Source organism: Pseudomonas sp., assembly GCF_030698175.1.
GTDB lineage: Bacteria > Pseudomonadota > Gammaproteobacteria > Pseudomonadales > Pseudomonadaceae > Aquipseudomonas.
The window spans coordinates 18,883-40,940 of the sequence record NZ_JAUYNT010000005.1; the positions used below are offsets into that span (position 1 = coordinate 18,883).

General features: G+C 61.4%; 26 protein-coding genes and 1 riboswitch. Of the genes, 16 read left to right on the plus strand and 10 right to left on the minus strand.

The window, feature by feature from the left end; translation table 11 throughout:
* Position 1 precedes the first annotated feature (1 nt).
* Genes Q8R10_RS02005 through Q8R10_RS02015 form a run of 3 tightly spaced genes read left to right on the plus strand, consistent with a single transcriptional unit; the run spans position 2 to position 2,344 of the window.
* Positions 2–517, plus strand: a complete 516-nt coding sequence (locus Q8R10_RS02005) for a single-stranded DNA-binding protein (RefSeq protein WP_305650529.1) — start codon at positions 2–4, stop codon at positions 515–517.
* A 17-nt stretch (positions 518–534) separates the two neighbouring features.
* Positions 535–1,419 carry a sugar nucleotide-binding protein gene (locus Q8R10_RS02010; RefSeq protein ID WP_305650531.1) on the plus strand — a complete coding sequence of 295 codons (885 nt, stop codon included), beginning with the start codon at positions 535–537 and terminating at the stop codon, positions 1,417–1,419.
* Complete coding sequence (locus tag Q8R10_RS02015) at positions 1,412–2,344, plus strand: NAD-dependent epimerase/dehydratase family protein (RefSeq protein ID WP_305650533.1); 933 nt, start codon at positions 1,412–1,414, stop codon at positions 2,342–2,344. Before Q8R10_RS02010 ends, Q8R10_RS02015 begins: the two co-directional genes overlap by 8 nt.
* Positions 2,345–2,415: 71 nt before the next feature.
* On the opposite strand, the gene Q8R10_RS02020 is transcribed toward Q8R10_RS02015, so the two are convergent.
* The 9 genes from Q8R10_RS02020 to Q8R10_RS02060 all read right to left on the minus strand — a co-directional run bounded on the left by Q8R10_RS02020 (position 2,416) and on the right by Q8R10_RS02060 (position 9,515).
* A complete protein-coding gene (locus Q8R10_RS02020; RefSeq protein ID WP_305650535.1) occupies positions 2,416–3,114 on the minus strand; it encodes an OmpW family protein in 699 nt (232 codons plus the stop codon).
* Between the two features lie 143 nt (positions 3,115–3,257).
* A complete protein-coding gene (locus Q8R10_RS02025; protein WP_305650536.1) occupies positions 3,258–3,875 on the minus strand; it encodes a hemolysin III family protein in 618 nt (205 codons plus the stop codon).
* Positions 3,876–3,973: 98 nt separating this feature from the next.
* A complete protein-coding gene (locus Q8R10_RS02030) occupies positions 3,974–4,492 on the minus strand; it encodes a DUF3299 domain-containing protein (RefSeq protein ID WP_305650538.1) in 519 nt (172 codons plus the stop codon).
* A 10-nt stretch (positions 4,493–4,502) separates the two neighbouring features.
* Positions 4,503–5,909: an FtsX-like permease family protein gene (locus Q8R10_RS02035; protein WP_305650540.1), complete on the minus strand. Its 1,407-nt coding sequence runs from the start codon at positions 5,907–5,909 to the stop codon at positions 4,503–4,505.
* Between the two features lie 2 nt (positions 5,910–5,911).
* On the minus strand, positions 5,912–6,619 hold the full coding sequence (locus Q8R10_RS02040) for an ABC transporter ATP-binding protein (RefSeq protein WP_305650542.1): 708 nt from the start codon (positions 6,617–6,619) through the stop codon (positions 5,912–5,914).
* A gap of 81 nt (positions 6,620–6,700) precedes the next feature.
* The gene (locus Q8R10_RS02045; RefSeq protein ID WP_305650544.1) at positions 6,701–7,264 is read right to left on the minus strand and encodes a DUF2796 domain-containing protein; all 564 of its coding nucleotides are present in this window, start codon (positions 7,262–7,264) and stop codon (positions 6,701–6,703) included.
* A gap of 180 nt (positions 7,265–7,444) precedes the next feature.
* The gene (gene trxA / locus Q8R10_RS02050) at positions 7,445–8,317 is read right to left on the minus strand and encodes a thioredoxin (RefSeq protein WP_305650546.1); all 873 of its coding nucleotides are present in this window, start codon (positions 8,315–8,317) and stop codon (positions 7,445–7,447) included.
* Positions 8,318–8,394: 77 nt separating this feature from the next.
* Positions 8,395–9,069, minus strand: a complete 675-nt coding sequence (locus tag Q8R10_RS02055) for a methyltransferase (RefSeq protein ID WP_305650547.1) — start codon at positions 9,067–9,069, stop codon at positions 8,395–8,397.
* Complete coding sequence (locus tag Q8R10_RS02060) at positions 9,066–9,515, minus strand: YbaY family lipoprotein (RefSeq protein WP_305650550.1); 450 nt, start codon at positions 9,513–9,515, stop codon at positions 9,066–9,068. The genes Q8R10_RS02055 and Q8R10_RS02060 overlap by 4 nt, the downstream gene beginning before the upstream one ends.
* A gap of 121 nt (positions 9,516–9,636) precedes the next feature.
* Between Q8R10_RS02060 and nrdR the strand changes: the two genes are divergently transcribed.
* The 13 genes from nrdR to Q8R10_RS02125 all read left to right on the plus strand — a co-directional run bounded on the left by nrdR (position 9,637) and on the right by Q8R10_RS02125 (position 19,500).
* Complete coding sequence (gene nrdR / locus Q8R10_RS02065) at positions 9,637–10,101, plus strand: transcriptional regulator NrdR (protein ID WP_305650552.1); 465 nt, start codon at positions 9,637–9,639, stop codon at positions 10,099–10,101.
* A complete protein-coding gene (ribD, locus tag Q8R10_RS02070; protein WP_371133281.1) occupies positions 10,098–11,237 on the plus strand; it encodes a bifunctional diaminohydroxyphosphoribosylaminopyrimidine deaminase/5-amino-6-(5-phosphoribosylamino)uracil reductase RibD in 1,140 nt (379 codons plus the stop codon). Before nrdR ends, ribD begins: the two co-directional genes overlap by 4 nt.
* Positions 11,238–11,293: 56 nt before the next feature.
* Positions 11,294–11,956, plus strand: a complete 663-nt coding sequence (locus Q8R10_RS02075; protein ID WP_305650554.1) for a riboflavin synthase — start codon at positions 11,294–11,296, stop codon at positions 11,954–11,956.
* A 51-nt stretch (positions 11,957–12,007) separates the two neighbouring features.
* A complete protein-coding gene (gene ribBA, locus Q8R10_RS02080; protein WP_305650556.1) occupies positions 12,008–13,102 on the plus strand; it encodes a bifunctional 3,4-dihydroxy-2-butanone-4-phosphate synthase/GTP cyclohydrolase II in 1,095 nt (364 codons plus the stop codon).
* 94 nt (positions 13,103–13,196) lie between these two features.
* On the plus strand, positions 13,197–13,673 hold the full coding sequence (ribE, locus tag Q8R10_RS02085) for a 6,7-dimethyl-8-ribityllumazine synthase (protein WP_304874499.1): 477 nt from the start codon (positions 13,197–13,199) through the stop codon (positions 13,671–13,673).
* A gap of 2 nt (positions 13,674–13,675) precedes the next feature.
* The gene (gene nusB / locus Q8R10_RS02090) at positions 13,676–14,161 is read left to right on the plus strand and encodes a transcription antitermination factor NusB (protein WP_305650813.1); all 486 of its coding nucleotides are present in this window, start codon (positions 13,676–13,678) and stop codon (positions 14,159–14,161) included.
* A 100-nt stretch (positions 14,162–14,261) separates the two neighbouring features.
* Positions 14,262–15,230: a thiamine-phosphate kinase gene (gene thiL, locus Q8R10_RS02095; RefSeq protein WP_305650559.1), complete on the plus strand. Its 969-nt coding sequence runs from the start codon at positions 14,262–14,264 to the stop codon at positions 15,228–15,230.
* Positions 15,223–15,708, plus strand: coding sequence for a phosphatidylglycerophosphatase A (locus tag Q8R10_RS02100; protein WP_305650561.1), 486 nt, complete (start codon positions 15,223–15,225; stop codon positions 15,706–15,708). The genes thiL and Q8R10_RS02100 overlap by 8 nt, the downstream gene beginning before the upstream one ends.
* A gap of 11 nt (positions 15,709–15,719) precedes the next feature.
* Complete coding sequence (locus tag Q8R10_RS02105; RefSeq protein WP_305650563.1) at positions 15,720–16,493, plus strand: ABC transporter substrate-binding protein; 774 nt, start codon at positions 15,720–15,722, stop codon at positions 16,491–16,493.
* Between the two features lie 161 nt (positions 16,494–16,654).
* On the plus strand, positions 16,655–17,305 hold the full coding sequence (locus tag Q8R10_RS02110; RefSeq protein WP_305650565.1) for a TIGR02281 family clan AA aspartic protease: 651 nt from the start codon (positions 16,655–16,657) through the stop codon (positions 17,303–17,305).
* A gap of 361 nt (positions 17,306–17,666) precedes the next feature.
* The gene (gene ribA / locus Q8R10_RS02115; protein WP_305650567.1) at positions 17,667–18,287 is read left to right on the plus strand and encodes a GTP cyclohydrolase II; all 621 of its coding nucleotides are present in this window, start codon (positions 17,667–17,669) and stop codon (positions 18,285–18,287) included.
* A complete protein-coding gene (locus Q8R10_RS02120) occupies positions 18,284–18,703 on the plus strand; it encodes an MFS transporter (RefSeq protein ID WP_305650569.1) in 420 nt (139 codons plus the stop codon). The genes ribA and Q8R10_RS02120 overlap by 4 nt, the downstream gene beginning before the upstream one ends.
* A complete protein-coding gene (locus Q8R10_RS02125) occupies positions 18,703–19,500 on the plus strand; it encodes a cobalamin-binding protein (protein ID WP_305650571.1) in 798 nt (265 codons plus the stop codon). Before Q8R10_RS02120 ends, Q8R10_RS02125 begins: the two co-directional genes overlap by 1 nt.
* 13 nt (positions 19,501–19,513) lie before the next feature.
* On the opposite strand, the gene Q8R10_RS02130 is transcribed toward Q8R10_RS02125, so the two are convergent.
* Positions 19,514–21,457, minus strand: a complete 1,944-nt coding sequence (locus Q8R10_RS02130; RefSeq protein ID WP_305650572.1) for a TonB-dependent receptor — start codon at positions 21,455–21,457, stop codon at positions 19,514–19,516.
* A 123-nt stretch (positions 21,458–21,580) separates the two neighbouring features.
* Positions 21,581–21,810: riboswitch (cobalamin riboswitch) on the minus strand.
* Between the last annotated feature and the right edge of the window lie 248 nt (positions 21,811–22,058).

Consider the following 22,058-nt stretch of genomic DNA (forward strand, 5'->3'; position numbering starts at 1 on the left):
TATGGCCCGTGGGGTTAACAAAGTCATCTTGGTCGGAACCTGTGGTCAGGATCCAGAAACACGCTACATGCCCAATGGCAACGCCGTCACTAACCTGAGCCTGGCGACCAGCGAGCAGTGGACGGACAAACAAACCGGGCAGAAAGTCGAAAAGACCGAATGGCACCGCGTGTCCTTGTTTGGCAAGGTGGCGGAGATTGCCGGCGAATACCTGCGTAAAGGTTCGCAGGTGTATATCGAAGGCAAGCTGCAAACCCGCGAGTGGGAAAAAGACGGCATCAAGCGTTACACCACCGAAATCGTCGTCGACATGCAAGGCACCATGCAGTTGCTCGGTGGTCGTCCAGAAGGCGGCGACTCGGCTCCGCGTCAGCAGCGCCCGCAAGCGCAGCCACAACGCGAGCAAGCGCAGCGCGAACCACAACAGCAAGCCCCGCGTGAGTCGCGTCCGGCGCCGCAACCAGCCGCGCAGCCCGCGCCTGATTACGACAGCTTCGATGACGACATTCCGTTCTAAAGCGGAGTTTCCTCACTATGCGTATGCGTATCATGCTTCTGGGCGGCGGCAATGCCCTCGGCCAGGCGCTGATCCGTCACGGCGCCAAGGACGACATTGGCTTCCTGGCGCCGCGCCCGCCGCAGGCTGGCTGGGACCCGGCCAGTTTGACCCAGTTGATTGATGACACCCGCCCGGATGCCTTGATCAATCTGGCCTATTACTTCGACTGGTTTCAGGCCGGGGCCGTCAGCGAGGCGCGCTTTGTGCAGCAGGAGCGCGCCGTCGAGCGGCTGGCCGAGCTGTGCCAGCATCACGGGATTCTGCTCCTGCAACCGTCCAGCTATCGAGTGTTTGATGGCGCGCGCGCCACTGCCTATAGCGAGAAAGATGAGCCATTACCGCTGGGTGCGCGCGGCCAGGCGCTGTGGCGGATGGAGCAGAGCGTGCGCGCTTCTTGCCCGCGGCATGTGTTGCTGCGTTTCGGTTGGTTGCTGGACGACAGTGACAACGGCTTGCTGGGGCGTTTTCTGAACCGCGCCGCCGCGGATGATGAACTGTTGCTGGCCGATGATCGACGCGGCAATCCGACCCCGGTGGACGACGCCGCCCGGGTGATTCTGGCGGTGCTCAAACAGCTCGATTGCCAGACGCCGCTCTGGGGTACTTACCATTACGGTGGCCAGGAGGCGACCACGGCGCTAGCGCTCGGCCAAGCGGTATTGAGTGAAGCGCGTAACTTTCGCGGGCAATTGCTCGAGGGCGTTACCCCGCAAGCACACGCTGCTCGCCCGGATGTGGCGGATGAACCGCAGCATGCGGTGCTGTCGTGCAAAAAAATCCTGCATACCTTTGGCATTAAACCGCGCGCCTGGCGCAGCGGCCTGGCCGAATTACTCGAGCGCTATTACCGACATGTCTAATTCTCCCGTATTGATCACCGGCGGTGCCGGCTTTATTGGCTCGCATCTGGTCGACGCACTGCTGGCCAAGGGTTATGCCGTGCGGGTGCTGGATAATCTGTCGACCGGTAAACCGAGCAATTTGCCGCTGAGCAATCCGCAGCTTGAATTGATTGAGGGCGATGTCGCCGATGCCGAGCTGGTCGCGCGCTGCATGCTCGGTTGCCGAGCGGTGGCGCACTTGGCCGCAGTGGCGTCGGTACAAGCTTCGGTAGACGACCCGGTCAGCACCCATCAAAGCAACTTCGTCGGCACCTTGAATGTCTGCGAGGCGATGCGTGAGCGCGGCGTCAAACGCATCGTGTTTGCCTCCAGCGCAGCGGTGTATGGCAACAATGGCGAAGGCCAGGCGATTGACGAAGACACTCCCAAAGCGCCGCTGACTCCCTATGCGGCGGACAAGCTGGCCAGTGAGTACTACCTCGACTTTTACCGCCGCCAGCACGGGCTGGAACCGGCCGTTTTTCGCTTTTTTAATGTCTTTGGCCCGCGCCAAGATCCGTCGTCACCCTATTCCGGAGTGATCAGTATCTTCACCGAGCGCGCCCAGCAAGGTCTGCCGATTAACGTGTTTGGCGATGGTGAACAGACCCGCGATTTTGTCTATGTCGGCGATCTGGTGGCGGTGTTGCTGCAAGCGCTGGAGCTGCCAGAAGTTGCGGTTGGCGCAACCAATCTGGGCTTGGGCCAAGTCACCACGCTCAAGCAATTGCTGGCGGAAATATCCGGCGTGCTAGGCGGTCTACCTGCCGTCAGTTATGTGGCGGCGCGGCCCGGTGATATTCGCCATTCGCGGGCCAATAACCAGCGTTTGCTCAGCCGTTATCAGTTTCCGCAGCCGACGCCGATGGCCGTTGGTTTGGCACGTTTACTCGGGCGCGAATAGGCGCAGGGGTTGTTTGCACTAAACAAGAAAGGCGCCCGAGGGCGCCTTTCTTGTTGGAGCTGCGGCTCGCTTTAGAACTTGTAGCCGAGACCAACCATGTACACGAACGGGTCAACATCTACGTCCACTTTAACTTTGCCCAGTGCGCTGTGGTCTGCGGTGGCAGTGGTGTCGATGTCGATGTACCAGACAGCGGCGTTAACCAAAATATTGTCGGTCAGCATGTAGTCGGTGCCTACCTGGAAGGCTAGGCCTACCGAGTTATCTAAGTCCAGATTGCTGAAGCCGTTAGCCTTTTGCCGACCGGTCAGGTTGTCGTCGAAAAATATGGTGTAATTCAGGCCCGCGCCTACATAGGGCTGAAATGCCGAGGACGCTTCCATCGGGTAGTACTGCAGCGACAGGGTCGGTGGCAGTTGCTTAACATCGGCGAAGCTACCGTCGATGGTGCCGGCAGGAGTGCCTAATGCGGCATCAATGCCCTTTACGCTGATGTCGTGGTTAAAAGGCGTGGCGGCCAGCAGTTCGATACCGACGTGGTCGGTGAGCATGTAAGTTCCGGTCAGGCCAAGCTGAGTGTCGCTGTTGACACCGGCTGAAGTTCCGTCAATTTTGCCTGTGGCTGCAGTCGAAATGCGGCTGCTGTTTTCTTGTGGATCAACAGTGGCAGCGCCACCGCGCACAATGATGTCGCCTTCTTTGTGGGCGAAAGCGGCTGGGCTGGCGATGGCCAGGGCGATCAGGGAAGCGGTAAGCAGTGATTTACGCATGGTGGGCCCCATCAAGTTATAAGCAGTGTTGTATGGGCGCCATGGTAGAGAGTGAGCTAAACCAGATCTTGATCCAGCTCAATGGAAGGGATAGTCAGCGACGTTTTACGGAGCTATGTTCACAGGGCTGCGGCCGGCTGTTTTTAGAGTACAAAACGCCAGATGGTGATGAAGTGCAGCAGGCTGCCGGCCATTACAAATAAATGCCAGATGCCGTGCCAATGGCGAAAGCGACTGTCGTTGGCGAAGAAAATAATCCCCACGGTGTAAAACACCCCGCCAGCCGCCAGCCAGCTGAAGCCCTCGGTGCCGAGCACAGCGATTAGCGGCTTGACCGCCACCAGTACAATCCAGCCCATTACCGCGTAGATGATCAGCGACATGACCCGCGCTTCGGAGCGCGGTTTGATCTCTTGCAGCATGCCAATCAGTGCCAGGCTCCAGACGGTTGCCAGCAACGACCAGCCCCAGGGGCCGCGCAAGGTGACCAGGCAAAACGGCGTGTAGCTGCCGGCGATCAGCAGGTAAATCGACAGGTGATCAAGCTTTTGCATGAGCACTTTGGTGCGGCCCCGGACGCTGTGATAAGTCGTCGAGGCGCTGTACAGCACAATCAAACTGACGCCATAGATGGCGACGCTGATGATCTTCCAGCGGTCGCCACTAAGGCTGGCCAATAGCAGCAACCAGCCCGCGCCAGCCACGGCCATAACTGTGCCGATCAGATGGGTCCAGGCATTAAAGCGTTCGCCGTGGTACATGCGGTTTAACTCTCAATGGGCAGAAATATTGGGCAGAAAAAAGCCGCTGTAGCAGTTTAGCGCTGAGCGGCTGCGGCTGTTCCGAGTGCCGGCAGGTGTTAGTTTTCCGCGCTTTCGTAGGGGTAGATTTTGCTGGCGTTCATCTGGTAGCCGGCTTCGGCCAAGTCGGTGCTGGTGGCTTCCACCTTGAGTGGGCCTTCGATCCAGAACGGCTGATAGAGGTTATCCATCAGTACGCCCAGTTCGGTTTTGACGTGAACTATCTGGTTCGGTGGCGGCGGTGGCACATGGATGCAGGCGCCGTAGTAAGGCACCAGCAGGAACTCGGTAACTCGGCCTTCTTCGGTCACATTCAGCGGCACTATATAGCCGGGTAGCTTGATCAGCTGGCCATCCAGGGCCTTGACCACCGGGGCGGCCACCGATTGCTGGGTGGCCGCCGGGCCGGTCTCCGCCGCCAGTACATCGGCGAGTTTGGCCAGGTCGTGGACCGGCGCGGGAGGGGCGGCGGCCGGCGTCTCGGCCGGGAGCATTTCCGTCCAGGTCAGTTCGCGCGGTTCGCCCGCCCATGAGGGCAGGGCAAGGATGAACGACAGGGCAAGCAGGGCACGCAACATCAGTGGCTTCTCATAGGCGAATCGACAGACCGTCGGCGAGTGACTGGCGATACGCGCGCCACGCCGGGATAGCGCCCATCAGCAGGGCGGCCGCCAGAATAGCGCCAAGCAGGGTCCACTCATAGCGGCTTGGCAGCGCCAGTGGCAGGAACAATCCGTAATTGGCCTGCACGGCGTTTTGCGCCAATGCGATGCCCAGATACAGCAGGCTGACCCCGAGCAGCACGCCGGCGGCCGCCAGGCTGAAGGCTTCCAGCAGCAGCAAGCTGGCGATATGCCAAGGCCGGGCGCCGACCGAACGGAGAATCGCCATCTCGCGGCGGCGCTCGTTGAGGCTGGTGAGAATCGCCGTGAGCATGCCGATCAGGCCGGTCAGCACCACAAACAGCGACACCACAAACAGCGCCTGTTCGGCGGTGCCCATCAGGCTCCAGAGTTCTTGCAGGGCCACGCCGGGCAAGATCGCCAGCAGCGGCTCGCCGCGAAATTCGTTGATCTCGCGCTGCACGCTAAAGGTCGCGATCTTGCTCTTGAGGCCGAGTAGCACCGCAGTAATCGCCGTGGGCTGCAGAGCCTGCCCACAAGCTACTGCGCTTGGAGCTGCTGCGTTGGAAGCGGACTCGGCATGCTCATTTACCGCCTCGTAAACTCCGCTGCCTCCTCCGTTTCCGCCTTTCCCCGCCTGCGCTCGTGACGCTTGTGGGCAGGCTCTGGCCAACTGCCGCGCCTGGTCGGCGCTAATCCGGCCGGCGCCATGGGCCGGCACGCCGTTTTGCCAATCGACATGCAGCGCCTGCATGCCTTGCAGGCTGATATGCAATGTGCGGTCGACCGGGGTGCCGGTGCGTTTGAGAATGCCGACTACGGTGAAGGGTTTGTCGTCATGTTTAACCAGACTTATGGTCGCCACGCCATGGGCCAGCACTATCTGCTGGCCGAGTTGATAGTGCAGGGCGTCGGCCACTTCTGCGCCGAGTGTTACCTCAAAAGGATCACTGGCAAAGCCACGGCCTTGGGCCAGCTCAAGGGCTTGGTCGCGACCGTAGTGGTAGTGCTCGAAATAAGTCGGCGTGGTGCCCAGCACCCGATAACCCCGGTGCGAGTCGCCCAAGGAAATCGGAATCGCCCACTTCACCTTGGGGTCGGCGGCGAAGTGCTCGAAGCTGTCCCAGCGAATATTGTTGGTGGCATTGCCGATGCGGAACACCGAATACAGCAGCAGGTTGATGCTGCCGGAGCGGGCGCCAACGATCAGGTCGGTACCGCTGATGGTGCTGGCAAAGCTGCTGCGCGCCTCGCTGCGCACCCGCTCGACCGCCAGCAACAAACACACCGATAAGGCGATGGCGAATACCGTTAATAACGCGGTGAAGCGGCGGTTGGCCAGGCTGGCCAGCGCCAGGCGAAATAGATACATAGTTACAGTTCCGTCGGCCGGGTGGCGCGATTCAGTTCGGCCAGCGACAGGCTGCGGTCGAACAGTGGTGCCAGGCTTTGGTCGTGGCTGACAAACAGCAGGCTGGAGCCGGCTTCGCGGCATTCGGCAAACAGCAGCTGCAAAAAGGCTTCGCGGGCATCGGTGTCCAGCGCCGAGGTCGGCTCGTCGGCGATCACCAGTTCCGGCTGGCCGATCAGGGCGCGGGCGGCGGCCACCCGTTGCTGCTGGCCGATCGACAGCGCATCGGCGCGCCGATTGAGCAGCTGTGGGTCGTGCAAACCGAGGTGGGCGAGCAGGGTGCTAGCGGCTTGGCCGACACTGCCGTGGCGTTGCTGGGCGCGCTGGCTGCGCAGCTTGGAGAAGTGACAAGGCAGCTCGACGTTCTCGCGCACCGAGAGAAATGGCAGCAAGTTGAACTGCTGAAAGATGTAGCCGGTGTGATCGACCCGAAAGTGATCGCGAGCGCCGGCGGACATCTGGCTCAAATCCGCACCGAGCAGGCGAATACTGCCGCGTGCGGGTTTTTGCACGCCGCCCAGCAGGCCGAGCAAGGTGGTTTTGCCGCTGCCGCTGGGGCCTTTGAGAAACAGGCTTTCGCCGCTTTGCAGGGCGAAGGCTGGAATATCCAGCAGCTCGGGTTGGCCGGGCCAGGCAAAGCCCAGCTCGGACAGTTCAATTAATGCGCTCATGCTGATCGGTGGCCTGCTTGGCGGTTGGAGGTGCGGCGTGTCGCGATGCTAACGCAGCCCGCCGGGTCGCGCTGCGCCAACTTAAAAGTTCAGGCGCGGATTAGCCGGGCTGAGTTCGCCGCCTTGCTGGCCCTTGGGGCCGATCAACTGCACCTGGATTTTCTGCGTGGCCGGGAAGCGTTTGAACAACTCGCTGAGGTCGATCCCCTGCAGCTGCTCAGGATGACTGCAGGTCAGGGCGTAGTCGGCATCGACATCGCTGTGCTCGCTGCCGTTGTTAGTCGCGGCGGTTGCGGCGGCAAATACCTGGCTGGCAACCTCAAGCTTGGTCACGCGGCAATTCGCACCTGGCGCGATGCTGAACAATGCCAGCGGATCTTGCAGTTGCTGCTTGGCTTTGGCTGCGGCGGCTTGGTCGCTGACGCTGACGGCGGCATGTTCGAAGCCGACGATATTCATCGTTGGGCTTTCTAGAGCCAGCTCAAGCGTGTTGCCATCGAGCGCAACATTAAGCTGCGCCGCACCATGTTCGTGGGCCGCGAGGCTGCTGTGTTCGGCGTGCTCGTGGGCATGCTCATCCTCGGCGGCTTGGGCTGCGGCCAGTGGCAGGAGGGTGAAGGGCAGGGCGAGTAACAAGCGACGCATAAAGACTCCGGGCGAGCTGATGGACTTAAAGTTGTTACGTTATAACAACTTTAAGTCGGTTCGGCCAGTGCCTGGGGGATTTGCGAGAGATGAGTGGCTGTGTGGGCTTCAGCCCGCCAGTGTGCATATGTTGTGTCGGCAGTGGGCTGAAGCCCACCCTACAGAGCGCCGAGCGCTGCCTCAGTAAATCGCCTGGTAGAGCTTGCGTCTGTAATTGGTCACCAGCGGATGCTGATTGCCGAGCAGCTCGAAGACTTGCAGCAAGGTTTTGTGCGGCAGCCCTTCGGCGTAGTTGCGATTGCGGATAAACAGCCGCAACAAGGCCTCCAGCGCTGGCTCGTAGTGCTGGCGCGCCAGTTGCTGGATGGCCAGTTGGTAAGCCGCTTCGTCGTCTTCGGGATTTTGTGCCAAGCGGGTTTTCAGGCTGGCCACCTCGGGCAAGTCAGCGGCTTGGCGCAGGAAGGTCAGTTGCGCGCGGGCGGCGGCCAGAGCGTGCTGGTGCTCGGTGCCGCAGACCGCATTGAGCACCACTTCCGCTTCGCCCAGTTCGCCGCGTTCGGCCAGGCAGCGCCCGTACAGAATCAGCGCGGCGGCGTTAGTGGCGTCGTCCGTCAAGAGTTGCTTGAGCAGTGCTTCGGCGGCGCCAAACTGGGCCTCGTTAAACAGTGCTTGCGCAGTGACCAGCGGATCGGCGGCCGGCTCTGGTGGCAGGGCCACATGCTGGGCGAGCATGGTGCGAATCGCCGACTCGGGTTGCGCGCCGGTAAAACCATCCACCGGCTGGCCATCTTTAAACAGCACCACGGTCGGCAGACTGCTCACGCCCAGGCGCTGGACGATGTCCGGTTCCAGGTCGCAATTGACCTTGGCCAGCAGCATCTCGCCCTGATAGGACTCGGCAATGCCCGCCAGCAGCGGCAACAGCACCTTGCATGGCGCACACCACTCGGCCCAGAAATCCACCAGCACTGGCTTGTGAAAGGAGTTCTCGATTACCAGTTGATCAAACTGGGCGACGCCGCTGACGTCGAAAATATAGGGGGTGGCGCTCATGGTCGGTCTCGCTGGGCGAAGGATGCTAGGCACTGTAAATGTGGGCGATGGCTGGCGCAAACAACTGCGCCGCCGGATTAATCCCGGCTGGCGTGGTACAGGCTGACCAGGCGGAACTCGGCAGGTTCCGCTAAGTCGGGCCAGGTACAGGCATCCAGCAGGCCGATGCGTTGGTATTGCGGATGCTGAAAGTCACGCACCCGTGAGTCGGCCACCAAGGCCTGTTGACCGCGACTGAGAAACTGATCCAGCAGCGGCAGGTTGCCACGGTCGTAGAGCACGTCGGCGACGATGATCAGGTCGAAGCGGTCAGCCTCGCTGAAAAAATCCGCCGAATAGCTCAGTTGCACGCCGTTCAGTTCGGCATTCGCCCGGCAGGCCGCCAGCGCCAGCGGGTCGAGGTCGCAGGCCACCACTTCGAGGGCGCCGGCTTTGGCGGCAGCAATCGCCGCCACCCCTGAGCCGCTACCGAAATCCAGCACCCGCTTGCCGCGCACCCATTCGGGGTGTTCGGCCAGCCAGCGCGCCAGCACCAGGCCGCTGGCCCAGCAAAAACACCAATAGGGCGGTTCTTCTAAGATGCGCCGGGTTTCCTCGGGGTTAAAGGCGCGCTCCATATTGCGCGGGTCAATCAACCAGAGTTTTAGGTCGGTGCCCGGCAGGGTTTCGGCGATTAACTGCGCATCGCCGAGCAGTTCGCCCAAGGCCGCTTGCAGGGCTGCGGGTGCGCTATTGGTTGCTGCTGCGGTCACGGCGCCGGCACCAGGCGCAGTTCGCCGAGGGCGACCGAGACGCTTGGGTCGATCTGCCGGGGCGGCAGGTGCAGAGTCAGCACTCCGCCCTGACTGACCCGCGCCCGTAGCTCTGCGCGCATGCCTGGCGCCAATTGATTGGGCGCAAAGCGCAGGCTAAACGGCAGCGCGCCACCCTTGCCGCTTAAGCGCGTGCTGGCCAGCAACAGCAGCGGCCGGTCGCGTTGATCGACCAGCAACAGGGCCACTTCGGCCTCGCCGGCCAGTGGCACGTCGAGCAATTGACCGCTCAGTTCGCGCAGCTCGGCCGGCAACGGGGTCAGTGGTGCCGTGCTGACGGCAGGGCGAGGCACCGGTGCTGGCGCAGGCGTGGTGGCGGGCGGTGTCTGGCTGCAGGCGCTAAGCAGGGCGAGTAAGCCCAGGGCAATGAGTGGGTGCAACGACATGGCGGGTTTCCAGTGCGGCTATGACTATCTAGGGCCGCCTATATACCGCAAAGCCTGCGGCTTGTCTTGCCGGCGGGATGCGCTACCATGAGGGCCCTCATTTTTCCGGCCGTCAGCCAGCATGCATTGTCCGTTCTGTGGAGCTAATGACACCAAGGTAATCGACTCGCGTCTGGTTGCCGAAGGTGAGCAGGTACGCCGTCGGCGCGAATGTCTCGCCTGCGAAGAGCGTTTCACCACCTTTGAGACCGCCGAATTGGTGATGCCGCGACTGATCAAGTCCGACGGCAGCCGCCAGCCTTTCGATGAAGACAAGTTGCGCGCCGGTATGCAGCGAGCGCTGGAAAAACGCCCGGTGAGTGTCGAGCGGCTGGAAGCGGCAATAGTGCACATCAAGCACAAGCTGCGCGCCGCCGGCGAGCGCGAGATCAAGTCGCGGGTACTCGGTGAACTGGTGATGGGCGAGCTGCAAAAGCTCGATGAAGTGGCCTATATCCGCTTCGCCTCGGTGTACCGCCGCTTTCAGGATTTGAACGAGTTCCGCGAGGAGATCGAGCGACTGTCGCGCGAGCCGAATAAAGAATGACGGCCAGCGAACAGGCTGCGCTCGATCAGCGCAGCATGGCCCGCGCCCTCGAATTGGCACGCAACGGGCTGTACTCCACCCATCCCAATCCACGGGTCGGTTGCGTCATCGTCCAGGGCACGCAAATAGTCGGCGAAGGCTGGCATGCGCGGGCTGGCGAGCCGCATGCCGAGGTGTATGCCTTGCGCCAAGCCGGCGAGAAAGCGCGCGGCGCCACCGCCTATGTGACGCTGGAACCGTGCAGCCATCATGGCCGCACCCCGCCGTGCGCCGATGCGCTGATTAATGCGGGCGTGGCGCGGGTGGTGGTGGCCATGCAAGACCCCAATCCGCAAGTGGCCGGCAGTGGCCTGGCCCGTTTGCAGGCGGCCGGTATCAGTGTGCAGTGCGGCGTGTTGGAAGCCGAGGCGCGGTTGCTGAATGCTGGTTTTATCAAGCGCATGGAGCAAGGCCTGCCGCTGGTGCGGGTCAAGCTGGCGATGAGTTTGGATGGCCGCACGGCCATGGCCAGCGGCGAGAGCCAATGGATTACCGGCCCGGCGGCGCGGGCTGCGGTGCAACGCTTACGGGCGCGCTCGAGCATAGTGCTGACCGGCGCCGATACGGTGTTGGCCGACTCCGCGCGACTGACCGTGCGGCCCGATGAGCTGGGCCTGAATGCCGAACTGACTGCCCTGGCCATGACTCGCCCGCCACTGCGGGTGCTGGTCGATGGGCGTTTACGGGTGCCCTTGTCGGCGCCGTTTTATCAGGTTGGCCCGGCGTTGGTGGCCACCTGCGCTGCGGCGATGGCGCGGGAACGTTTTCTCGATGACGGCCACCAGCTGCTGGCGGTGCCCGGCACCAATGGCCATGTCGACTTGCGCAAACTGTTGCTGGAGTTGGCCAGTCGCGGTGCCAATGAAGTCCTGGTGGAGGCCGGTCCGCGTTTGGCCGGAGCCTTTGCCCGCCAGGGTTTGGTCGATGAATTTCAGCTGTTTATGGCGGCCAAGTTTCTCGGCTGCAGCGGCCGGCCCTTGCTCGACTGGCCACTGGCGAAAATGGCCGATGCGCCGGCTTTGAAGATTGTTGAAATGCGCGCGGTGGGCGACGACTGGCGGATCATTGCCGTACCCGCGCCTGCGCAGCACGTATAATTGCGCGCTGTATTTGGCGCAGATCCTAAAATCGTACTGAGTTAATCGGAGACAGCATGTTCACCGGCATTATCGAAGCCATCGGCACCGTGCACGCCCTCAGCCCCAAGGGCGGGGATGTGCGGGTTTATGTAAAGACCGGCAAGCTGGATCTGGGCGACGTCAAACTGGGCGACAGCATTGCCGTTAACGGCGTCTGCCTCACTGCAGTGGAGTTACCGGGCGACGGTTTCTGGGCCGATGTAAGCCGGGAAACCTTGGCCTGCAGCGCCTTTATCGACTTGAAAACCGGCAGCCAGGTCAATCTGGAAAAAGCCCTGACGCCCAGCAGTCGCCTCGGTGGTCACTTGGTCAGCGGCCACGTGGATGGCGTTGGTGAAGTGCTGGCGCGGGATGAAAACGCCCGCGCCGTGCAGTTTAAAATCCGCGCCCCCCGTGAGCTGGCCAAGTACATTGCGCTAAAAGGCTCGATCACCGTCGATGGCACCAGCCTCACGGTCAATGCCGTGAATGGCGCCGAATTTGAGCTGACGATTGTGCCGCACACCCTCGGCGAGACCATCATGGCCGACTATCGGCCGGGCCGCTCGGTGAACCTTGAGGTCGACTTGGTGGCGCGTTATCTCGAACGTTTGCTGCTTGGCGATAAGGCCGCAGAGCCGCAAGCATCCGGCATTACCGAAGGCTTCTTAGCCGCCCATGGTTACCTAAAATCCTGAATCGGCGTGTTAACGACGATTTACTGCACACCTAATTAAAGGAGCCGCCCCATGGCGCTCAATAGCATCGAAGAGCTGGTTGAAGATATTCGTCAGGGCAAGATGGTCATCCTTATGGATGACGAAGACCGCGAGAACGAAGGCGATTTGATCATGGCCTCCGAGCGCGTGCTGCCTGAACACATCAACTTTATGGCGCGCTTTGCCCGTGGCCTGATCTGCATGCCGATGAGTCGCGAGCGTTGCGAACTGCTCAACTTGCCGCTGATGGCACCGCGCAATGGCTCGGGCTTCGGCACTAAGTTCACCGTCTCCATCGAAGCGGCTGTTGGCGTTACCACCGGCATTTCCGCCGCCGATCGCGCCTGCACAGTACAAGCCGCCGCGGCGCGCAATGCCAAGGCCGACGACATCGTCAGCCCTGGGCATATCTTCCCGCTGATGGCCCAGCCGGGCGGCGTGCTGGCCCGTGCCGGTCACACCGAAGCGGCCTGCGACCTGGCGCGCATGGGTGGTTTTGAGCCGTCCGGGGTGATCTGCGAAATCATGAACGACGACGGCACCATGGCCCGTCGCCCCGAGTTGGAAGAGTTCGCCAAGCTGCACGGCATCAAGATCGGCACCATCGCCGACCTGATCCACTACCGGCTGATCCACGAGCGCACCGTGCAGCGCATCGCCGAGCAGCCGCTGGAAAGCGAGCTGGGCTCGTTCAATCTGGTCACCTACCGCGACTCGGTGGAAGGCGATGTGCACATGGCCCTGACCCTCGGGAAAATCTGCGCCGAGGAGCCGACCCTGGTGCGGGTACATAACATGGAGCCGCTGCGCGACCTGTTTATGGTCAACCAGCCGGGCCGTTGGAGCCTGCGTGCGGCCATGGCCAAGGTGGCCGAGGCTGGCAGTGGCGTGGTCTTGCTGTTGGGCAATCCGCTCAGCGGTCAGGAGTTGCTGATGCACCTGGAGCGTCAGTTGGGCAGTGAAGCCAGCGTCACTACGCCGACCACCTACAGCACGGTCGGCGCCGGTTCGCAGATTCTGCGGGATCTGGGTGTGCGCAAAATGCGCCTGCTCAGTGCACCCATGAAGTTCAATGCGATATCCGGTTTTGATCTGGAGGTAGTAGAATACCTGCCCGCCGAATAGTGGGCCCACAGCTGCGCAGGCCCTAATTGGGCTTTAATAATTCATTAGGCGTGCACCTCGCGCGCCCGCTCTTTATATAGATATGAGAATGCCCATGACCCTGAAGACCATCGAAGGTAATTTCATCGCCCCCCAAGGCCGCTTTGCCCTGGTAGTTGGCCGTTTCAACAGCTTCGTGGTGGAAAGCCTGGTAAGTGGTGCGATTGACACCTTGGTACGCCACGGCGTGAGCGAAAGCCAGATCACCATCATCCGTGCTCCGGGCGCGTTTGAGATTCCCTTGGTGGCGCAAAAAGTCGCCCAGCGTGGCGAATACGCCGCCATCATCGCCCTTGGCGCGGTGATTCGTGGTGGCACCCCACATTTTGAATACGTTGCAGGCGAGTGCACCAAGGGCCTGGCCCAGGTGTCCATGGAGTTCGGCGTACCGGTTGCCTTTGGCGTGCTGACGGTCGACTCGATCGAGCAAGCCATCGAGCGTTCCGGCACCAAGGCTGGCAACAAGGGTGGCGAAGCGGCGCTGTCGGCACTTGAGATGGTTAGCCTGCTGGCACAGTTGGACGCCAAGTGAGCCTGAATAAGGACGACAGTCCCGAGCAGACTCCGGCAGCTCCTGCACCCAAGGGCAAAACTGCAGCCCGTCGCCAGGCCCGCAGCTTGGCCATGCAGGCCCTGTATCAGTGGCATATGGCCGGCCAGGCGGTAAACGAAATCGAGGCGCAGTTTCGCGTCGACAATGATTTTGTCGGCGTCGACGGCGCTTACTTTCGCGAGATTCTGCACGGCGTGCCCAAGCAGAAGAGCGAGATCGACAGCAGCTTTGAACCCTTCCTGGATCGGCCGTTGGCAGAGCTGGACCCGGTCGAGCTGGCGATCTTGCGCTTGTCGACTTACGAGTTGCGCAACCGCCCGGACGTGCCGTACCGCGTGGTGATCAACGAGGGCATCGAGCTGGCGAAGATTTTTGGCGCCACCGATGGCCACAAGTTCGTCAACGGCATCCTCGACAAGCTGGCGCCGCGTTTACGTGGCGAAGAAATTCGCGCCAATAAGCGTTAGTTGGAAGTGGGAAGTAGGGAGTGGGGCGTTCAACTCCACTTCCCGCTCCCTACTTCCCACTTCCCACGCGCGCAAGACGCCCGCCATCGAGCGCTCTGCCATGAATGAGTTCGCGTTAATCCGCCAATACTTTGCGGCCGCGCCCTGTGCGCAGGCGGCTGCGGGCGTGGCACTGGGCATCGGCGACGATTGCGCGCTGCTGGATTTTCCGGCTGGCGAGCAGCTGGCGATCTCCACCGACACCCTGGTAGCCGGGGTGCATTTCCCCGACTCCTGCGATCCTTATCTGCTCGGCCAGCGCGGCCTGGCAGTGGCCGCCAGCGACTTGGCGGCGATGGGTGCAACCCCCTTGGCATTTACCCTGGCCCTGACCTTGCCGGCCGCCACGCCCGAGTGGCTGCAAGGCTTTGCTCAAGGCTTGAATCAAATGGCGCAGAGCTGCAACTTGGCCTTGATCGGCGGCGACACTACCCGTGGGCCCTTGAGCCTGACGGTTACGGTGTTCGGCCGACTGCCGGCTGGCCAGGCGTTATGCCGCAGCGGCGCCCAGGTTGGCGATCTGCTCTGTGTCGGTGGTGCGCTGGGCGATGGCGCCGGCGCCTTGCCGCTGGTGCTCGGTCAGCGCCAAGTAGCCGATGAGTTGGCGGCGCCATTGTTGGCGCGTTTCTGGTCGCCGCAGCCGCAACTGGCCCTCGGTCAAGCGCTGCGCGGCAAGGCCACGGCGGCGCTGGATATTTCCGATGGCCTGTTGGCCGATTGCGGGCATATCGCCACGGCCTCCAAGGTCGCGCTGCGGATCGAACTTGAGCGTCTGCCCTTGTCGCCGGCGTTGTTGGCGTTGCTGGATAAACCGGCGGCGCAGCAGTGCGCCTTGGCTGGCGGCGATGACTATGTGCTGGCCTTCACCCTGCCCGCCGCGCATTTGCCGGCCTTGCAGGCGGCCGGCTGGCCCATTGTGGTGATCGGCCAGGCGCTCGCCGGCGCCGGCGTGCAGCTGCTGGATGCCCAGGGCATCGCTATCAAGCCGCCGGCGCGCGGCTATCAACATTTTGGGAGCGCAGGTGACTGACTCGATAAAAGCGCCGCCATCGGTATGGCGTAACCCATGGCATTTTTTGGCCTTTGGTTTTGGCTCCGGCACCTTGCCGAAAGCCCCTGGTACCTGGGGCACCTTGGTGGGTTTGGCCTTTATCCCCCTGTGGCAACTGCTACCCGACTGGGGCTATGGGCTGATGCTGGGGCTGACCACGCTGTTTGGCTTCTGGTTGTGCGGCAAGGTGGCGCGCGATCTGGGCGTGCATGACCATGCTGGCATCGTTTGGGATGAAATGGTCGGGATCTGGATCACCCTCTGGCTGGCGCCGCCCGGCTGGCAGTGGCTGCTGTTAGGTTTTGCACTGTTTCGGTTGTTTGATATCGTCAAACCTTGGCCGATTCGCTGGATCGATCAGCATGTTCATGGTGGACTGGGCATCATGCTCGATGATGTGTTGGCCGGGGTGTTCGCCTGGCTGGCGCTGCAAGCGGTGATCCTGGTTTTAAGCTAAACGGAGGCAGCATGCGCGGTGGCTGGATAGGGATATTGTTGGGCTGCTTGCTGGCTAACAGCCTGATGTTAAGCGCGGCCCAGGCGCGCGAAACAACGCCGTCAGCGGAGTTTCGGGTGGCCAGCGAAGCCTGGGAAAACCACAGCAATGCCGATGGCAGCGGCCTGGCATGGGATCTGTTGCGTGCGGTGTTTGAGCCGGTTGGGGTTAAGCTGAAAATCACCAGCGTGCCCTATACCCGCGCGCTGGGATTGGCGCAGCGCGGCAAGGTCGATGCGGTGTTAGGCTTGTATCTCAATGAAGCCGAAGGCATTGCTTATCCGCGCTGGCCCTATGCCGATGACGCAGTGGTGGCTCTTGGTTTGGCGCGTGCGCCTGCGCCAACCCTGCAAAGCCTGGCAAAGTACCGGCTGATCTGGGTGCGCGGTTATGCTTATCAGAGTCAAATCCCTAACCTGACAAACTACCAAGAAGTGCAGCGCCGCGATGGCATCCCGCAGATGCTTAAGCAAGGCCGTGCAGACTTTTATATCGATGACGATGATGAGGTCAAAATCCTCTTGGCGGCCACCGAGCATCCGCAAGAATTCAAAGTGACTCCTCTGCAATACCTGCCGGTTTATCTGGGCTTTGCCCACACCGTGCATGGCCGGGCGATGCAGGCGTTGTACGAGCAGCGCATGCCGCAACTGTTGCGTGCCGGCACTTTGCGACCGATCTTTGCCCGTTACCAGCAACACTACCCTTATGACTCTGCTCAGGAGATGCCCCATGCGCGTCCGTGAACTGCTGGCCACTGTTGGCCTGTTGCTGCTTGCCATGTCGTCGCAGGCTGCCGAGCAGGTGCAGTGCAAATGGTAGGGGTGTTTCCCGGCGCTGCGGTGCTCAATGTTTTTTGCCCGTTACCAGCAACACTACCCCTATGACTCTGCTCAGGAGATGCCCCATGCGCGTCCGTGAACTGCTGGCCACTGTTGGCCTGTTGCTGCTTGCTATGTCGTCGCAGGCTGCCGAGCAGGTGCAGGTGGTGGGTTTGTTTCCCGGTGCGGCGGTGGTCAATGTCGACGGTCAGCGCAAACTGGTTAAAGTCGGCCAAACCGGGCCCGGTGGCGTGCAGGTGGTGAGCGCCGACAGCCGTGGCGCGGTGCTGCGGGTTAATGGCGTGGAGCGGGCCTACAGCCTGAGTCGCGATGCCGGTAGCAGTGGCGCAAGTGCTCCAGTTAAAGCGCAGACCAGCATTGCCCGTGGCGCCGATGGGCACTATCGGGTGGTCGGCTCGGTTGGCGGACATTCAGTCGCGTTTTTGGTCGATACCGGCGCCACCAGCATTGCCTTAAACGAAACCCAGGCACGGCGTTTGGGTGTCGACTTTCGCGTGCAGGGCGAACCGATGATCGTCAATCTCGCCAAGGGCACCGCCAGGGCGTGGCGGATCAAGTTGCCGCAAGTCAAGGTCGGCCCGCTAGAGGTGTTGGGGGTGGAGGCCTTTGTGCTTGAGGGGGAGGGGACCAGCGATGCGCTGCTGGGCATGAGCTTCTTGAATCGAGTGCGCTGGCATGAGGATCAAGGTGTGCTGGTGCTGGAGTCGAAGTTCTAGCAGGCCGTTGAAAAACTACTGCGCTAGGCTATGCGGCGTTGAAATCAGCCTCAAAATGCTCATTTACGACCAGTAAACTGTGCTTTTAACTCGCTACGCTCGCCCTGCGGGCCAGCCTACGGCTGTTACTGCGCTTCGCTACGTTGCGGCTGATTTCGCCTTGTGACCCGCATGGATGTGGGAAATGCAGCTAGCCCGCAGGAGCGGGCGTCGCACTCGCCGTCGCTCGCTACATTTTTCAACGGCCTGCTAAGCGCTACGTCCAGGCTTATCCAGGATGATTCAGCCGCCGCGCCGGCAAGCCCTGCTGATACAATGCGGGCCCTGCTGATTCAGCCCTCTACTTACCTAGGAGCATTCGGTGTCTGTCGTCTTTGTCGCCGCCTCCCAACTGCCCACGCCGTTCGCGGTGTTTACCATGCATGGTTTTCTCGATGAGGACACCGGCAAGGAACACCTCGCCTTGACGCTGGGTGAAATTAACGATGGCGCGCCGGTGCTCGGTCGCTTGCACTCCGAGTGCCTGACGGGCGATGCGCTATTCAGCCAGCGCTGTGATTGCGGCTCGCAGCTGGAAGCCGCGTTGCGCGCGATTGCCGCCGAAGGTCGTGGCGTCTTGCTGTACTTGCGCCAAGAAGGTCGCGGCATCGGCTTGCTGAATAAAATCCGCGCCTATGAGCTGCAAGATGGCGGCGCCGATACCGTGGAAGCCAACGAGCAGCTGGGTTTTGGCGCCGACCAGCGCGACTACTCGATCTGCCAACCGATGCTGGCGCACCTAGGCGTCAGCGCCATCAAGCTGATGACCAATAACCCGCGCAAGGTCAAAGCCCTCGAAGGTTTTGGCTTGCGGGTGGCTTCACGAGTGCCGCTGCAAACCGGGCAGAATCTGCACAACAAAAAATACCTGGCCACTAAAGCCAACAAACTCGGGCATTTGCTCGGCAGCCTGCACCAAGCCGAGGTTGAGGACGAGCTGTGAACCGCGCCACAACCCGCCGGCGTCTGGCGCTGGCGTGGTGGTGGCAGGTGCTGCTGACGTTAGCGCCGCTGATTATCCTTAATCAACTTTTCGCGGACTTACGTACCGCACCCTCGGTGCTGGCACTGCCGCTGTTTATTGCCGGCTGCAGCTCACTGTTTGTCAGCCTGGGCCAGTTTAAGCGCTACAAGCACGCGCTAATCGCCACCGAACAAGCCCTCAATAGCGACACTGAAGCGGCCGCCTGGCAGGCGCTGGCGCAGACTCGTCGGCGGGCTTTTATCGCCGCCGGCTTGCCCGCCTGGATCGCCGCCCTGGCGGTGTTGACCGGGCTTGAGGCCGTCCCGCTGCTACTGCTGGCAGTGGCCAGTTTGGTCTTGCTCTACCTCTATCGTATTCCGCGTCAGCTCGGCTGATGAAGCGCCTGCTCGGCTTGTGTTTACTGCTGCTGGCCATGCCGGCCGGCGCACTGGAGCGGGTGGTGAGTTTGTCCCCGGCGCTGAATGAGCTGATGTTGGAGTTAGGCGCAGGCCCGCAACTGGTCGGCGTGCTGGGTACTCGCGAGCGGCCGGCAGCTTTGGCCGATTTGCCCTCGGTGGGCGAATACGGTCAGCTGGAAATCGAAACCCTGCTGAGCCTCAAACCGCAACTGGTGCTGCTTTGGCCGGACAGCATCGGCGCCGCCCAACGCCAGCAACTGCGTCAACTCGGCCTGGAACTGTATGAAGTCCAGCCCCATAGCCTCGATGAGCTAGCCACCCAAGTGGAGGCGCTGGCTCTGCGGGTTGGTCGTGCCGAGCGCGGGCTGCAACTGGCTCAGGAGTTTCGCCAGCAGCTGGCGCACTTGCGCCAGCGTTATCAGCGCCAGCCACCGCTGCGGGTGTTTTATCAGGTTTGGGACAGTCCGCTGTACAGCATCGGCGGTCAGCAAATTATCAGCGACGCCTTGCGCGTTTGCGGTGCGGAAAATCTGCTTAGTGATTTAACCTTGGCCGCGCCGCAGATCAACCTCGAAACCGTGCTGGCGCGCGACCCCGAGGTGATTCTGACCAGCGAACCGCAGCTGCTGGCGGCCTGGCAAGCCTGGCCGCAACTGCAGGCGGTCAAGCGTGGGCAGGTGTGGAGCATTCCCGACCGCGGCCTGGAGCGCCCCAGCCTGCAGATGCTGAATGCCACCGAGCGGTTGTGTGAGTTACTGCAGTCGGCGCACTGATTCACCGGTCGGTTTAGAAACGGTAGCCAAGGCTCAGTTGCACGTCCTCTTCCTGGGCTGGATATAGCGCTTGGTTGCCTGCCGCATAGAGCGTGTAGGTGGCGAAGCTGTCGTAGCGTTTGCCCGTCAGGTTGTTGACCCGCAGCTTGGCGTTGAACTGGCTGTATTGGTAATTCAAAGCGGCATTGAACAGGGTGTAGCCGCCGGCCTGCGCCAGTTCGTGAGCATCATCGCTGGAGAGGTAGCGCGGCCCGGTGTACACCGCCTCCAGATAAGCATTCAGGTCTTGAGCCAGGCGATAGTTCAGGTGAGTGCTGGCGCTGTTACGCGAGACCCATGGCACTTCGTTGCCCTGGTTAACCCCAGCCCGGTACTTGGCGTCGGTAAAGCTATATTGCCCGCCCAGGCTCAGGCGCTCGCTCAAGCTGCGCTCGGCCTCGAGCAGCAGCCCCTCGCGGCGAGTTTTGTCCAGGTTGATATTGGCGCCCCAGCCGCCATTGGCGAACGGGTCGTACATCAGCTCATCAACCAGATCGAGCCGGTACAGGCTGGCCTGATAGCGCTGGCTACCATCACTCCACTCCAGGCCGCTTTCCCAGGACACGCCGGTTTGCGCTTTGAGAAAGTTGATGCCCGGCTCAACGTAGGCATTCTCGTTGACGTTGGCCCAGCGCAGTACATCTTCGCGCTTGATAAATAGCTGGGTCTGGCGGTTGGCCTGCCAGCTCAGGCCGATGCTGCTACTGCCTTCGCGGTCGGTATGCTGCTGACTGTTGAGCTTGTTGCGATCTTCGGCTTCGCTGCTGCGGTAACCCAGGCTAAGACTCAGGCCTTGCCCTAACGGCTGGCTGAACTGGCTGTACCAGTCGCGCTGGGTTTGTAGCGCATCGCTGTTGAGAGAGGCAAAGCTGGCATAGCTGGCTTGGTAGTCGCTGCTGATATGGTCGTGGCCGAGCAGCCATTCGCTACGCCCAAGGGCATTCTCCCAGTGCGCGGTAACTCGCGGGCTGAGGCTTTCGACCCGGGTGCCATCGCGCAGCGGGCTGCCGGAAATAAAACCGACGCCGTCGGTGTCACGCAAGCTGTAGTCGAAGTCGCCGACCCAGTTTCCGTTGAGATTTTGCTGCACGGCGAAGCGTTGCACCTGAGTCTTGTTGTCGCTCCATTCGTTGGACGTGCTGGCTTTGCGGTCTGCCCGACGCTGACTGATGGTCAGTGCACCGGGTAGGCGCAATTCATCATCCACGCTTTGGTATTCGTAGAGCGCCCAGCCGCTGTCATGTTCATAGCGCAGGCGGCCGAAGCCGTTGCTGTAGCTGGCGTTGTTGTGGTCCCGGTAGTTGTCGGCGTTGCGTGTTTCGCCGCTGAAAAAAGCTGAAAAGCCGGCGCCAAGCTGTTGAAAGGCATGCCCGCGGTAGGCTTCCAGATCGTGACTGCCCTGGCTGGTTTCAACATAAGCCTGATTGTCTTGTGGGGTGCGGGTAATGATATTGATCACCCCGCCAACCGCTTGGTCGCCATACAGCACGGTGCCGGCGCCGCGCAAAATTTCGATGCGCTCGATATTGGCCAATGGCACGCTGTTAAGGTCGGGGCCGCTGAGCGTCGGGTTATTCAAGCGCCGACCATCGACCATGACCAAGGTATTGTTGACTGAGTTTTCGCCGAAGCCGCGCAAGCTGATGGAGGCGCGATTGCCATCGCCAAGGGTGTCGCGAACCTGTAAGCCGGCTTGGCCGCGCAGCACGTCGATGAGGTTGCTGGCCGCGCTCTTGTCAATTTCCTCGCGGCTAATCACCTGCACGCTGGCGGGGGCTGGCTGCTGCAGGGGCGTGGCGCGGGTAATCACCAGCGGTGGCAGGCTGATGGCGTCTTGTGGTTGGTCGGCTGTTTCGGCTGCAGTGGTAAGCGGCAGCAGGGCAATTGCCAGGGCCCGGCTCGTGGAATAAAGCTTCATAAATAATCCTCAAAAGTGGGCAGAACCTTTTGAGGAGGGCAGGGACAAGCGCAGGGTTGTGGCTTACGGATTCTAAAAGCACCGGACAGCCGCCTACGCTTGACGGTGATTGCCCTCCGCAACACCAGTCGCATCCACTAAGGCCGGTCTCCGGGCTGCCGACATACCCATGCTTACCTTCCCAGGCGAACCCAGTGGTGTCTTAAGCAGGCGTTGCAATGCATCGGCTGGTGCAGATTGCACCAACGTTTGAGTTGCGGTCGGTTACCGTTGCGGGGGCAGCGCAGGCTTGGCCAAGTGGCGCACCTTCTTCCCGTTTAAAGCTGACGCTTACAGGTCGTGTGAAAACTACTGCGCTCGGTTATGCGGCGTTAAAAACAGGCTCGGACTGCTCATTTACAACTCGTAAACTCCGCGTCCTCGCCTGTTTTTGCCTTGCTTAACCTTCGCTCGCTACGTTTTCACACGGCCTGATCCGCGCGTCGCTCACCTTGGTCGATAAAAACGACGCGCACCATAGGCTGCGAGGTCGACAAAGACAAGTGAAAGCCCTGCAAGCCGATGTGCAACCGGTTCACGTTGCTGTGCTCTGGGGGTTGCG